This is a genomic window from Natronorubrum texcoconense (assembly GCF_900100335.1).
In the GTDB taxonomy this organism is placed as follows: Archaea; Halobacteriota; Halobacteria; order Halobacteriales; family Natrialbaceae; genus Natronorubrum; species Natronorubrum texcoconense.
In genome coordinates this window covers 91,701-105,965 of record NZ_FNFE01000005.1, presented here as the reverse complement: position 1 = coordinate 105,965, position 14,265 = coordinate 91,701, and the positions used below count along the sequence as shown (strand labels likewise).

General features: G+C 60.9%; 11 protein-coding genes. 5 read left to right on the top strand and 6 right to left on the bottom strand.

Going from position 1 to position 14,265, the window contains the following annotated elements:
- Window positions 1-8 precede the first annotated feature (8 nt).
- From BLT08_RS15390 to BLT08_RS15380, 3 genes are read left to right on the top strand one after another with little or no spacing between them, the layout of a single operon-like run.
- Entirely contained in the window at window positions 9-980 is a 972-nt protein-coding gene (locus BLT08_RS15390) for an asparaginase (protein ID WP_090309513.1), read from the top strand.
- Between the two features lie 45 nt (window positions 981-1,025).
- Window positions 1,026-1,799, top strand: coding sequence for an SDR family NAD(P)-dependent oxidoreductase (locus BLT08_RS15385; RefSeq protein ID WP_090309507.1), 774 nt, complete (start codon window positions 1,026-1,028; stop codon window positions 1,797-1,799).
- Window positions 1,796-2,242, top strand: coding sequence for a DUF3830 family protein (locus tag BLT08_RS15380; protein ID WP_090310135.1), 447 nt, complete (start codon window positions 1,796-1,798; stop codon window positions 2,240-2,242). Before BLT08_RS15385 ends, BLT08_RS15380 begins: the two co-directional genes overlap by 4 nt.
- A gap of 45 nt (window positions 2,243-2,287) precedes the next feature.
- Here BLT08_RS15380 and BLT08_RS15375 read toward each other — a convergent pair whose 3' ends face one another.
- The 4 genes from BLT08_RS15375 to rdfA all read right to left on the bottom strand — a co-directional run bounded on the left by BLT08_RS15375 (window position 2,288) and on the right by rdfA (window position 8,232).
- Entirely contained in the window at window positions 2,288-3,487 is a 1,200-nt protein-coding gene (locus tag BLT08_RS15375; protein WP_090309504.1) for an ABC transporter ATP-binding protein, read from the bottom strand.
- Between the two features lie 2 nt (window positions 3,488-3,489).
- Window positions 3,490-4,617 (bottom strand): ABC transporter ATP-binding protein, encoded by a 1,128-nt coding sequence (locus BLT08_RS15370; protein WP_175529336.1) that lies wholly within the window; start codon window positions 4,615-4,617, stop codon window positions 3,490-3,492.
- Window positions 4,618-5,517: 900 nt separating this feature from the next.
- Entirely contained in the window at window positions 5,518-7,494 is a 1,977-nt protein-coding gene (locus tag BLT08_RS15365) for an archaea-specific SMC-related protein (RefSeq protein ID WP_090309498.1), read from the bottom strand.
- Window positions 7,495-7,581: 87 nt separating this feature from the next.
- Window positions 7,582-8,232 (bottom strand): rod-determining factor RdfA, encoded by a 651-nt coding sequence (gene rdfA / locus BLT08_RS15360; protein ID WP_090309494.1) that lies wholly within the window; start codon window positions 8,230-8,232, stop codon window positions 7,582-7,584.
- An 882-nt stretch (window positions 8,233-9,114) separates the two neighbouring features.
- Between rdfA and BLT08_RS15355 the strand changes: the two genes are divergently transcribed.
- Together BLT08_RS15355 and BLT08_RS15350 are read left to right on the top strand one after the other, a co-directional pair.
- Window positions 9,115-10,377 (top strand): AGE family epimerase/isomerase, encoded by a 1,263-nt coding sequence (locus BLT08_RS15355; protein WP_090309491.1) that lies wholly within the window; start codon window positions 9,115-9,117, stop codon window positions 10,375-10,377.
- Window positions 10,378-11,147: 770 nt separating this feature from the next.
- Window positions 11,148-11,795 carry an HAD family hydrolase gene (locus BLT08_RS15350; RefSeq protein ID WP_090309488.1) on the top strand — a complete coding sequence of 216 codons (648 nt, stop codon included), beginning with the start codon at window positions 11,148-11,150 and terminating at the stop codon, window positions 11,793-11,795.
- Window positions 11,796-12,415: 620 nt separating this feature from the next.
- On the opposite strand, the gene BLT08_RS15345 is transcribed toward BLT08_RS15350, so the two are convergent.
- Together BLT08_RS15345 and BLT08_RS15340 are read right to left on the bottom strand one after the other, a co-directional pair.
- Window positions 12,416-13,315: a carbohydrate ABC transporter permease gene (locus tag BLT08_RS15345; RefSeq protein WP_090309485.1), complete on the bottom strand. Its 900-nt coding sequence runs from the start codon at window positions 13,313-13,315 to the stop codon at window positions 12,416-12,418.
- 2 nt (window positions 13,316-13,317) lie between these two features.
- Window positions 13,318-14,244, bottom strand: a complete 927-nt coding sequence (locus BLT08_RS15340) for a carbohydrate ABC transporter permease (protein ID WP_090309481.1) — start codon at window positions 14,242-14,244, stop codon at window positions 13,318-13,320.
- Window positions 14,245-14,265: the final 21 nt, after the last annotated feature.

The following is a 14,265-nucleotide window of genomic DNA, read 5'->3' as shown; positions in this document are numbered from 1 at the left end:
CGTGATGTATGCCACCAACTGTTGTCGTCCTCGGAACGGGCGGAACGATCGCGAGCACGAGCGCGTCGGGCGGTGCGACGCCGAGCAAACGCGGGGCCGAACTGGTCGATGCCGTCCCGGACCTCGAGCGTCACGCCGAGATCGAGGTCGAAGAGGTTGCCCAGATTCCGAGCTACGATATGGGGTTCGAGACGATGACCGAGTTGGCGGCTGCCGCCCGGCGCGTCGCGGCCGACGGCGCGGACGGCATCGTCGTCACCCACGGAACTGATACGATCGAGGAGTCGGCGTACTTCCTCGATCTCGTCCTCGACGGTGGGATTCCGGTCGCGTTCACGGGTGCACAACGACGGCCCGACGAGGTCAGCCCTGACGGGCCAGCGAACCTGCTGGCGGCGGTGAGAACCGTCACTCACGACCGGTTCGACGACGGCGTCTACGTGGTCACGAACGACGAAGTCCACGCCGCCCGCGATGTGACGAAGACCCACACCAGCGCGCTCGAGACCTTCGACTCGCCGAGCACGGCGCCGGTCGCCTCCGTGACGCGCTCGGAGCTTCGAATCGTCCGCGAGCCGAGGAGTTACTCGCAGACGTTCGACGTGGAGGACGTGACGAGCGACGTCGCGGTCGTCGCCAGCGGCGCCGGCGTGGGGCGTCGACCGATCGATCGAGCGCTCGAGGACGGCATCGACGGACTCGTCGTCGACGGAACGGGCCTCGGGAACACGACGAGCGCGCTCGGCGACGCGATCGACGATGCCGTCGCCGACGAAACCCCCGTGGTTGTTACGTCGCGCTGTCAGGCCGGGACGACGGCCCCGGTGTACGGCGGCGCTGGCGGCGGCAGCACACTCCGTTCACACGGGGCGATCCACGGCGGTGAGCTGCCGGCTCACAAGGCCCGGATCAAACTGGCCGTCGTCTGTTCGGTCGACGACGACCTCGAGGAGCGACGGCGACTGTACGCCGGCGAGTGAGCCAAACGGTAGCTATTTCTCCCCGGCCATAGATGTTGGTGACGCATGACACAAGGACGCCTAGACGGCCGTGTCGCACTCGTCACGGGTGCGAGTTCGGGCATCGGAAACGCGATCGCATCGACGTTCGGCGCCGAAGGCGCGAGCGTCGTCGTCACCGACGTGAGACGTGAACCGAAACTCGAGGACGAAGAGTCCGTCTTCGACCGACTCGACGCGGTCGACGCCGACTACGAGTTCGTCGAACTGGACGTGACCGACGAGGACGACATCGAGGCGGCGCTCGAGACGGCGACCGACGAGTTCGGTGGGCTCGATATCCTCGTGAACAACGCGGGGATCTACTTCCAGAATCAGGCCCACGAGGCGCCCGCGGACGAGTACGACGCCATCATGGACGTCAACCTCCGGGGGGTGTTCCTCGCGAGCAAACACGCGCTCCCGCTCTTGAAAAAGAGCGACCACGGGAAGATCATCAACCTCTCGTCGATCTACGGGCTGGTCGGCGGAGAGAACAGCGCGGCCTACTGCGCCTCGAAAGGGGGCGTCTCCAATCTGACGCGCCAGATGGCCCTCGACTACGCGGCCGACGAGATCAACGTCAACGCGCTGGCGCCGGGCATCATCGAGACCGCACAGAACGCCGAGTGGCGGGAGACCGACGAGGAACTGCTCGCCGACTGGCAGGCGTCGACGCCGTGGCCTCGGTTCGGGACCCCCGACGACGTCGCCGACGCCGCGCTGTTTCTGGCGGGCGAGGAAAGCGAGTTCGTCACCGGTCACGTCCTGCGCGTCGACGGCGGCTGGACCGCGTGGTGAGCGTCGTGAGCGAACTCCACCTCACCGTCGGCGAGAACACGTACGTCGCACCGCTCCTCGAGTCGGAGGCTCCCGAGTCGGTTCGTGCGCTACAAGATATCCTCCCGCTGACCTCGGAGCTGATGCACGTCCGGTGGAGCGGCCACGCGACGTGGATCAACATCGACGAGATCGACCTCCCGGAGCTCCCCCGAGAGAACCACACCGTCTACCCGTCTCGCGGTGACATTCTGCTATACCCCGGCTACAGAAACGAACAGGAGATTCTGGTCGCCTGCGGCCCCACCTGTTTCAAGAGCCCCGCCGGCGAGCTCGCCGGCAACCACGTCGGCACGCTCGAGGCGACACGGGCGGAACTCACCGCACTGGAAGAACTGACCCTTAGAGACGGCGTTCAGCCGGTTACCGTACGAATTCGGGAGTCTGACGCGGACCAATCGTAACGGGAGGATCGCGACGAGAGGGGCCACGACCCCGCGCTTGCTCGCTCATTCGCCGAGAATATCGGTCTCGAGATCGATTCCGTCGACGATACTCGTCTGCTCGAGCAGCGTCGCGTGATCCGCGCTCCAGCCGACGTCGACGGTACCCGTGGGATCGATTCGGTCGAACGACTTCAGCTGAATTTCGTGGGCCGCCCCCTCGGGCGTGGTCGCCTCGAGGATTACTTGCGTCCCCGATCCGGGCTGGTGGATAACGTCTTCGACCTGACAACTGACGCTGTTGTCCAGTTCGTCGGTGACCTCGAGGTACTGCGGCCGGACCGAGAAGGGGATCCGTTCCCCGACGAGGGACGTCGGTTCGGATCGAAGATTCGCCGTCGTCGCGAGAAACGTCCCGAGCGGCGTCTCGATGTGCGCGTAACTGCCGTCGTCGCTGACGTCGGTCAGTTCGCCCGTGAAGATGTTCGAGTCGCCGACGAACGCCGAAACGAACGCCGTCGCCGGATCGTTGTAAACGCGCTCGACGGAGTCGGATTGCTCGATCTTGCCGTCGTTCATGACGACGATCTGATCGGCCAGTCGCATCGCCTGCGTCTGATCGTGCGTGACGTAGACGAACGTCGTGTCGAGCTGGCGGTGGAGTCGGAGCAGCTCTCGTTCCATGTGTTTCTGGAGCTTGTAGTCCATGTCTCCCAGCGGTTCGTCCAGCAGGAGGAGTTTCGGCTTGAGGACCATGCTCCGGGCGAGTGCGACGCGCTGTTTCTGCCCGGCCGAGAGCTCCTCGGGGTGGCGATCGACCAGCTCCTCGAGACGCATCATCTCGATCATGTCCTCGACACGAGCCGTGCGGTCGTCTGCGTCGACCTGCAGACGTTCCAGTCCGTAGCCGATGTTCTCCTCGACCGTCAGGTGTGGAAACAGCTGGAAGTCCTGAAAGACGAGCCCGATGTCGCGTTCGTAGGTTGGCTCGTCGGTGATGTCTTCGCCTCCGAGCCGTATCGTTCCCTCCGTCACCGGGATTTTGCCGACGAGCGAGTGCAGCGTCGTCGACTTCCCACAGCCGCTGGGACCGATCAGCACGCAGAAATCTCCCTCACTGATACTGAAGCTGATCTCTTCGACGGCGACGGTTCCGTCGGGGTAGATCTTCGTCAGTTCGTCGACTTCGAGCGCAACTGATTGCGATTCGTCGAGCGCCGGTTCGGGCGGCGACACGTCCGCCTCGGTGGGTTCTATGTCAGACATTGTCATTCTTCAATGAGATCCGTGATGGTAACGGTGTCGGTTACGCTGAGTTCGTCGAAGTAGAGCGCGTCGTCGACGTTCCAGCCGAGATCGATCGGATCACCGATCGCACCGATCTCGGGGTTGTCCGGAACGACGACGTAGAACTCGCGGTCGGTTCCGTCGAGTGACACCGCGAACTCGGTGGTTTCGCCGGTGTACGTTCGGCCTTCGAGAACGCCCGTGACTGTTACGTCACAGTCGTCCGTTTCGAGCGAGACGGCCTCGGGTCGGACGATCAGCATTCCGGTCTCCGACTCGGTCCCGTTCTGGGCAGTCGCCCGCATCGGACCGACCTCGGTCTGGACGTCCACGACACCGTCGCCGACCTCGGTCGGCTTGCCGTTCGTCACGAGCGCGTTCGAGTCACCGACGAACCGGCAGACGAACGCGTTCTTCGGGTTGTGATACACCGTTTCCGGGGTGCCGATCTGTTCGATCATGCCGCGGTTCATCACGACCAGCTTGTCGGCGAGTTTGAGCGCCTGGTCCTGGTTGTGCGTGATGTAGAGGAACGTGCTCCCGAGGTCCGCGTGGAGGCTTCGCATCTCGAGTTCCATGCGTTTCTGTAGCTTGTAGTCGAGGTCGGCCAACGGGTCGTCGAAGAGCATCACCTCGCAGTTGCGACACAGCTGTCGCGCCAACTCCACGCGTTGTTGTTGTCCGCCCGAGAGCGCTCCCGGGAGATCGTCCCGCGTCTCCTCGATCGCTAACAGGGTCAACATCTCGTCGATCGTCTCGTCAATCTCCGACTGAGTGGGCGGGTCGTCCCGTTGCTCGAGACCGAACGCGATGTTCTCCGCGACGGTCTTGTGGGGGAACAACGTCTCTTCGAACTCCTGGAACACGTAGCCCAGATTCCGATCCTGGACGGAGAGGTCGGCCGCGTCACGACCGTCGAGCGCGATCGTCCCGTCGTCGGACTCGATCAATCCGGCGATACACTTGAGGAGCGTACTCTTTCCACAGCCGCTCGGGCCGAGCACGACGCAGAACTCGCCGCTTTCGACCTCCAGTTGGATATCCCGAAGCACCGTCTCGCTGCGAAACGATTTGGTCACTGACTCGATCGCTATTGCGGTAGCCGTCATCACTGCACACTGTGTGCAGCGAGCATTTAGCTCTACCTCCTCGAACGGCCCGATGTGGGAGACCGATCGTGAAGGGCTGCTGAAGCGCCCTCGTCGACGACGGTTCGCTCGAGTCGAGCGACTGCGTCGAAACCGGGTCGGTATGCGATTACATTGGGATCGGTCTCCCTCGAGGAACCGATGTCACACGCCACGGAGATCGTCGGTAACTCCCGTCGCACTCGTATTCGGTTTCGGATCGGCGTCGTCCCTATTTTGTATACTACTCTGAAATCAGTCAGTTACGCTCTCGAAAATGTCCAAATACTCGCCTTCGAACGAGTTGACAAATGTGATGGTCGAGTGATAATATATTTTCAGCCCACGACGAGCGCGACGGTACCGTCGGTTTGCTCGTCAGTTAGCGATGCGGTCTCGAGCGAACGGCCTATCTCACATACCGAGTGAAGCGCGCGTATGAAGCAGTTTCGGGCGCTTTGGCCGTGACCGTGCGTCTTTTATAGGATACCTCGATCGATCCGCAGAACACGGTCACGTAGGAGTTTTATTCGTAGACGGGATCAATTTTTCGGGAACCGGTGACGGGGGGAAGACTCTGATTCGAGACCGATATTGGAGAGAGAATACCTATCACCGTGAAATGAGTATAGAATACTACTCCGAATGCAGATAATTCTATTGAGTGCCACTATCTATGCTGAAATCGTATGATCGCACTCTCCAGACCTATTGTACCTATTGAAACTACTGTGCCTATTGTCACTATTAAGCCTATTGCACCTATTGTCGCTGCTACCCGCCGCATTCGGTTCGCCGCATGAGCAACGGCACGGCCAGTTCCAGGTTCTGCTCCCGTCAACCGACCGCTTGTGCGCAAAAAAGCCCGGGACCGAATCTCCGTTACTGGGCCGCCGACGCCGAGTCGATCTCCGTGATCACGCCGTGGTCGACTTCGACTGCTTGTGCGTCCTCGTCGAGCAGCGCCACGACGAGGTACGGCACGTAGGACTCGAAGTAGTCGACGAGCATCGCGATCCGCTCGGAGTCGATCGCCTCGAGCGAGTCCAGAAGCATGAACGGAACCGTTTCGTAGACGTCGTGGACGAGGTAGCCCGCGAGGGCGAAGACGAGCCCCGTCACCTCTCGCTCGCTCTCGCTCAGGTGGTCGATCGTGTCCTCGTAGGCCGCCCCCTCGTCGGTGCTGCGGACGATTTTGAGATCGAACGACGAGCGCGACACCTTCCGTCGTCCCTCGCGGACTTCCTGGGTAGTCCGATCGATCCAGATCCGATCGAGGTTGCCGTACTCGAGCACCTCGAGGAGGTTCTCCATGTGCTCGTTGAAGGCTTCGACCGCGTCGGCCTCGATTTGGTCGATCCGCGTGCGCAGATCGGTCAGTTCGTCGGTGATGTCGTCGCGTCGGGCCTCGAGCGTCTCGCGCTCGTCGAGGCGGTCCTCGATCGACGCCATTCGGTCGTCGAGATCGTCGCGTTCGCGTTCCTTTCGCTCCAGTTTGAACTCGAGCTGATTGACCTCCTTGTGCTGGTCGAGGACCCCGCTGTAGTCGTCGGTCTCGAGGTCGTCGATCGTGTCCTCCAGCTCGTCGACTTCGTCGGTAAGCTCCTCGCGGTCGGCCGTCGACGCCTCGATGCGCTCGCGTCGCCGCTCGATCTCGTCGTCGATCGAGTCGAGGCGTCGCTGCGTCTGACGGTACTCGGTGCGGTTCTCGTTGATCGTGGACAGCGTCTCCCGCTTCTCGTCGAGTTCGGCGCTGATCCCCGATCGTTCCTCGAGTCGCTCCTGGCGCGCGGTTCGAAGCTGTTCGATCGTCGTTTCGATCTGGTCGCGGGCGACCGACGAACCGCAGGTCCAACAGGTGACCGTCTCCGAGTCCGCCAGAAGCTGGTCCGTCACCGGCTCGTCGTCCTCGTCGGCTTCCGGGAGCACCGACTCCTGCTCGTCGAGGAGCTGTTCGTTGAACTGAATCGTGCTCTGGAGCTGCGAGATCTCGTCGGAGAGCGCCGCCTTCTCGTCCTGAAGCGTCTCGATCTCGGCCTCGAGTCGGCTCACCTCCGACTCGTCGCCGGACGAGAGCGAGTCGAGGCGCTCCTCGACCTCCTCTCGCTCTTCCTCGAGCGCGTCGATGCTTTCCCGTTCGGTTTCGATCCGATCGCGAACGCGTTCGAGATCGGAGCGGGTCTCGCGGAGTTCCTCGAGTTTCGTCTCGAGTTCGGACTGCTCTTCCCGCCGTTCGTCGACGTCGACGTTGGTCTCGTCGAGCTCAGCCTGTGCCTCCTCCAGCTCTTCTTCGAGCGTCTCGATCTCGTCGGTCACTCGGGTCCGCTTTGCCTCGAGGTCGGGCAGCTTGCCTTCGAGTTCGTCCAGCTCCGCGAGCTGATCGTCGATCTCCTGTTTCCGTCGCTGACACTGCTCGATTTCGGCCTTGATCGCGTCGGTGTCGACCGGGCGCATGATCAGTTCGCGGAGATCGTCGCCGCGTGCGACGGCGCGTCGCGCCTCGTTCGATTCGAGCAGGAACGCAAAGAGGTCCGCGAGCTCGGGGTCGTCGAGGTAGGGCTCGCCGTCGGTAACGATAGTACCGTTTCGACGCTGTAGCGTCCGTCGGTAGGTTTCGTCACCGAGCTCGAGCTCCGCCTGCCCCTCCTCAGCGTCGGCTTTGAGACTGACTTGATCGCTCCCCAGTGCGGCCATGATCGCCTGTAACAGCGATGTTCGGTTGGTTGCGTTTCGTCCCGAGAGCACCGTTGCCCCTCGCTGAAACGAGACCTCCGTCTCGTCGATGCCGCCGATATTGTCGACGAAGAGCGTCGCTTGCTCCGGAGTATCACGTTCCGCCCTATCCAGTTCACTTTTCATATCACCGCGTTCTCGCTCCCATCAAAAATATTTTGCCCCTTCCGTGCGCGGTGAACGACGCTCCGAGATCGTCGGTTTGATTCCCTGCTATGCCGAATCGTCCGCGGTCGCGTCCTGGCAATCGCAGGATCGTTCGTCCAGCAACGTCCGAATCGGGTACTCCTGGAGGCAGTCCTCGCACGTTACGGTCACGGAGACGGTCACGTTGAACTCGCCGAGGTCGAGGATTCCGTTTCGCTCGAGTTGGGCGATCGTATCCGACGTCACCGCCTCGGTTCTGTTCTGCAGTGCGCCGAGTTTGTCGGCGCTTCGTTCCACTCGTTCGTCGTCGCTCGGCGTCTCGAGCGTCGCTGCCAGACAGTCCGTCAGGTGGTTGTAAACCGTCTGGTGGGAGACGAAGTTCGACTCGACCTCGTCGATCGGCACGCCGTCGCGCTCGAGTTCGTTTCGCGTCTGCACCTGTGTCCCGCTGCTGACGTCGTCGTCGGTCAGCAGTCGGTAGGTGTTTTCGATCTCGCCGTCTTTGAGGAGGACGTTCGCGTCCTCGAGTGCGGTCTCGAGCACTCGCTGGTTTACGTAGGTCGCGAGTTGGCGCGTGCTCATCTTTTCGTCCCGCTCGCCGGTCCAGTAGCCGACCAGTTGGTCGTCGAGGCTCTGGAGCCCGTACTCGTCGGCGACGCGTCCGAGCTTACATCCACACGAGGTCTCCGAGTCGGACGACTGGGTGCGTTCGGTCACTGACTGAAGCTATCGACTGGTGGCTAAAAAATATTTGGGTCACGACTGGTTTACGCCAGTATGTATGTAATCAAGGTTCCTATTATACCCCTGACCAGACACCCCATAGTATCGATTTTATGGGAATGAAACACAACAGTCATATCATCATTATCTCCCTCCGAAAGAGAGAACTCGAGCCACACTAACTCAGATCGTACGCAACTGTTCGAGTACCGGGAGTAGGACACTTCTACTATCGTCTCGCGACTTCGAGTACGATCGTTTCGACCGCGGATCGATCGAGTAACGAGATCGCTCCAGTTGGACCCTCCAGGGACAGACAACGTCTCTGTTCCGTTCTCGGTTCGGGAATGGTTCCGTTTCGACGGTGGTACTGGTGCAGACTATCGGTTTAACACCACTCATTCCAGTTCGATACCGCTACCCGTCGCGAGGTTGACTATCTTCGCCTTTGTCGAGCGTTCTCGCTCAGGTCGAACTCCTAAACTGACCGGTCCGGAACCCAAGGAACAGTCGTCGGTAGACACGACACGCGACGAATTGCCGCCGATTGTACGCAGATCACAGTGGCTCCAATCGACGAAAGGGCACTATATCTATAAAAATATGCTTTCGTGCACATATCAGTATATGATTATATCTGCCGGTCGCCGCTTCGCAACACTAGCGGTTACTTGTCGCTACACAGATTCCACCAATCGATGTCGTCTGTGGTCGTGCGCGGGCATCCTCCTCGAACCCGATTCGGTTCCGAGCCGTCGGCGACGTCACTGCACCCACGACATACTCAAAGACGAACTACTTGCTGCCGTGCTGTCCGAGATACACCCGCCGAGATCGGTATTATTATCCCCCGATTCGTCCTATCGACTACGCGTTATGGCCGATTTAGCCACGCGAACGGACGAGTATCGCTCGTCGCTCGAGCAGACGCTGACGGACAACGTCCTCGGGTTCTGGTTCCCGCGAAGCATCGACGACGAACACGGGGGGTTCCTCACGAGCTACGACGAACGCGGCGAGTTCGCCGGCAACGGGAACAAACAGGTCGTCACGCAAGCGCGCATGGTCTGGCTGACGGCGCGCCTCGCCCGCGAGGGGTACGGCGACGAGTACCGCGAAATCGCCGACCACGGGGTCGCGTTTCTGCTCGACGAGATGTGGGACGAAGCCAACGGCGGCTTCGTGTGGGAAGTCGAGCGCGACGGGACGACGAGCAAACCGAACAAACACCTGTACGGACAGTCGTTCGGTCTCTACGCGCTCTCGGAGTACGCCCGCGCCAACGGGGACGATGAGGCGGCCGCGTACGCCCACGAGCTCGTCGATCTGCTGGACGAACACGCAAAAGACGACGAGCACGGCGGCTACGTCGAGTACTTCACGCCCGAGTGGGAGCCGATCACCGAGGGCCAGACCTACCTCGAGAACATCGAGCCCGACTGGTCCCCCAAGGAGTCGGGCGACAGCGTCCTCGATCCGACGCTGAAGCTGATGAACACCCACCTCCATCTCATGGAGGCGTTTACGACCTACTACGAAGCGTTCGACACCGACCGCGGACGCGACCGCCTGCACGAACTGCTCGCCATCCTCACCGGAACGGTCTACCGGAAGAGACGCGGCTTCTGTACGGACAAGTACGATCCCGACTGGTCGCCAAAGATCGACGACGAGGAGTTTCAGGTCGTCTCGTACGGACACGACCTCGAGAACGTCTGGCTCGTCATGGAGGCCGCCGACGCGCTCGATATTTCGACGGCTCTCTACCGCGAGTTCTTCGAGACGCTGTGGGACTACTCCCTCGAGTACGGGTACGACGACGAAGACGGCGGCTTCTACTTCTACGGCGGCTTCGACGAACCCGCAAGCTTTCGCATCAAAGCCTGGTGGGTCCAGGCCGAGTGCATGACCAGTGCCCTACGCACCTACGAACGCACCGGCGACGAGCGCTACTTCGACGTCTTCGCAGAGACGTGGGCGTTCCTCGACGAGCACCAGATCGACCGCGACCACGGCGAGTGGCACTCCGGCGTCGACGAAACCCTCGAGCCGGTCGGCCGTAAGGGCGCCGTCTACAAAGGGGCGTACCACAACGGCCGGGCGCTTCTCGAGTGTATCGCCGCGCTCGACCGACTGTAGCCGTCCTCGGGGAACCGATCGCCGATATTTTCGACCGTGATCTGTGACTCGTCCAGCGTATAGTCACTCACATATGATGTTTTTCAACCAGGTTCAGACGAGATTGCTGCTGTCAATTTTTCTATCGATCACTGTCGGTGGCCGTATCAGTGCTACCGCGGTCGCTCAACTTACTGCTCACTGAGATCTCGTACTGTTCACGTGACGGTGATTCGCTGTCTGGTTTACAATCGTACCCCCGTATACCTGAAGGGACGATATTCTGACTTGTCGAACAATAGTCTTGCAGCGATACTACTGGATACCACTGAACCGACCCGTTGAAACTGTCCGTTCACCGGTCCTTCAGCGGTTCCCACCTGTTTGATGCTGGGAACGCCAGACGACCAACCCGGTACTCCTCGATCGATCTCGTGGACAGAGGTGATGTGCGGTTCTCGACTTGTTGCCGAACGGCAACTGCATGGATGTACTCGTCCACCGAGGTTGAAAACAGAGTGAGATCGACTCGAGAACGGTGACGTTCGTTGTCAGTTCGGTGAGCACCACGTTACTTCACCCCTTCGATAAGACAGGGCAGAGCGGACGTCGAAGCCGTCACACCTGCGAGCAGCGTCGCATACGACCTGCCGATCCGACCCATCGTAACGGGGACCGAACGATTAGATGAAATCGTTCCGGTCGTCCGCAACGGTATAACCGACGCAGCCCACGCAACGGAAAACGGGGCGAACCGACACGCATTTGCCGGACGACGGCGACTGCCGCGTATGTCCCAATTTCACGCGGTGTTGTTCGACATGGACGGCGTGCTCGTCGATTCCGAAGAGCACTGGCACCGATTGTGGCGAGACGTGGTGTTTCCGCTCGTCGACGCCGACCTGTCAGTCGACGCGGTAACCGGCCGCAGCTTCGAAGAAACGCTCGTCGAACTCGAGCGCCGCCACGGGCTGGCCGACGATCGGCTCGCGGTCGAAAGTCGACTCAGAGATGCCGGCGAACGGATTTACGCCGACCACGTGACCCTCACGCCGCAACTGTCCGCACTCGTCGAAACTATCCGCGATCAGGACATTTCCGTAGGAATCGTCTCTTCGTCGCCGCGACCCTGGATCGAACACGTCGTCGAGCGGTTCGACCTCGGTCCGATGGACGTCCTCGTGAGCGCCGAAGACGTCGACGCGCCGGGGAAACCCGCACCGCACGTGTACGAGCGAGCGGCCGAGTCTCTCGAGGTCGATCCGACCGACTGTCTCGTCGTGGAAGATTCCGAAAGCGGGGTCGCTGCAGCGGCTGCGGCCGGTGCAACCGTCATCCGATTTCAACGAAGCGGCGTCGCCGAACCGCTTCCGGACGCTGACTCGACGGCGCCGGACCCAGCAGCACTTCGGACGACCGTGACTGGCTACCTCGAATGATCCACCGATTGTGTCGAGGGTGATGCGTTCGAGGTGAAACGAGAGATGCTCCATTCAGTGAGATACTGAAGGAGTGTGCTGTACCGGTGTACGCCGCTGAAGAGGTGTCACGCATTGGCGCTCGGGTCAGAATCGAGAGGATAGCGTACCCGACCGTATTCTGTATACGAAAACACTATTGACGCTGACAGAACTGACTACGCACGAGTGCATTTCGTTTCCGTAGCCGTCGTCCCGCTCGCGACAGTTCGATCCGAAGTCGATGGATACCAATCACTGCCACCCGGGGTGTAATCTGTACCACCGCATCGGTGTGTTCAGGTGCTCGGCGGAATGTGGATGACGATTTCCCCATCAGAATCGATTCGTTCGTGGTCGGTGTCGTCGACCGAATCCAGGGTAGATCCCATCGTCCGTAGCAGTCGCTATCGGTTGTTATGCACGTATACAGAACACTATTTTCTCACGTGGAATCGACGTTGCGATACTGAGGGCAGTGGTAGTATCTCAGTCCGAGATACGAAGGCTACGTTCTCCCGATCGATCCTCGGTTTCCACGCTCGGCGCGTGAGTAGACGAAAACGGAGAGTATCGTAACGAGTGCCGTTTCCTGCCGTCGATTACGACTTGACAGCGCCTTCAGCCAGCCCTTTGACGATGTAGCTCTGGAGCAGGAAGAAGACGATCAACATCGGGATCGTCGCCCCGAGTGCGCCGGCCATGATCATGTCCCAGTTGAGCGCTTGCTGTCCGATCCACTGGCCCATTCCCGGCGGGAGCGTCTGCTTTTCGGAATCGTTGATCAGGACCAACGCGAAGACGAACTCGTTCCACGCGAGTACCCACGTGAAGATCGCCGTCGTCGCGATCGCTGGGGCCGACAACGGGAGGATGACCCGGACGACAGCACCGAAGCGGGTACTCCCGTCGATCATCGCCGCCTCCTCGAGAGACTCGGGGAGGTTCTCGTAGAATCCGCGCAACATCCAGATCGCGAACGGAAGCGTGAACGCGACGTACGCGATCACGAGCCCGGTCAGCGTGTTGAACAGCCCGAAGTCCCGGAATACGAGGAACAGCGGGATCGCGACCAGAATGGCCGGAAACATCTGCGTGATCAGCAGGAACGTCGCCATCGCCGTGCGGCCGCGGTATCGAAGCCGACCGATGCTGTACGCGCCGAGCGTACAGACGGCGACGCTCAGCACCGTCGCGCCGATGCTGACGATCAGACTGTTCTGGAACCAGAACGGGAAGTCGGATTCGTACCAGACTCGATAGTAGCCGGAGAGGTCCGCGCCCAACGCCCAGCCGATGGGATCGCTGACGAACGCCCCGAACCCCGTCTGGTTGACCGAGACGACGAACATCCAGAAGACGGGGAACAGAACGAGCGCGATGAGCGACCACAGCGTCGCGTGGAACCCGATCGTTTTGACTCGCTCGACCTGACGATCGTTCAGCCCCAGGGGGCCGGTGTTCGATTCTTCTTCGGGAACCGCTTGTGTGTCCGTTGCCATCGTTATTTCCCTCCAACGTCTTCGCGGTACAGTCGCAGATAGATCAGGCCGTACGTCAGCATGACCAGCAGCATGACGACCGCGATCGCACTGGCCAGTCCCATGTTACCGAAGTGGAACGCCTGCTGGTAGATGTAGACCGGCAACACCATCGAGGAGTTGCCCGGGCCGCCGCCGGTCATCACGTAGATCAACGTGAAGTGGTTGAGCGACCAGAGGCTCATGAGCAGCGTCATCACGACCACGACCGGCTGGAGGAACGGCAGCGTGATGTGGCGAAACGAATCGATCTTCGAGGAGCCGTCGACTCGAGCCGCCTCGTAGAGGTCGCCCGGAATCCCCTTCATGCCCGCCAGGAAGGTGAGCATGAAGAAGGGGAAGTTACGCCAGACCCAAGCGAGCATCACCGAGAACAACGCGTACCGCGAACTCGCGATCCACGGCAGCCCGTCGCTGATCCCGGCGAGCCGGAGGAAGCCGTTGAGCGGGCCCAGTTCGAAGTTGTACATCAGCCGCCAGTTCAGCGCGATCGAGATGAACGGCACTGCCCAGGGGAGCAACAGGAGCGTCGTCGCGATCGAACGGCCGCGAAACTCGCGGTTGAGCATGATCGCGAACCCCAGTCCGATCGTCGCCATGATCACGACGGCCGCGAACGCCCAGACCAGCGTGTTCCGCATGACGATCCAGAACTCGGTCCACCCGAGGATGGTCGCGTAGTGGTCGAGGCCGACCCACTCGGGATCGCCGATTCCATCGTACTCGAAGAAGCTGAGATAGATTCCTCGAGTGAGCGGGTAGACGCTAACGAGACCGAGGACGAGCAGCGAGGGGAGGAGGAACAGCCACCCCCAGACGCTCTCTTTCGAGAGCCAGTGGTAGTACTCTCTCGGAAGTTCGAACTGACGGAGCTTACCTATGGTCGACATGCGTTAGTAGATGGTGACGGG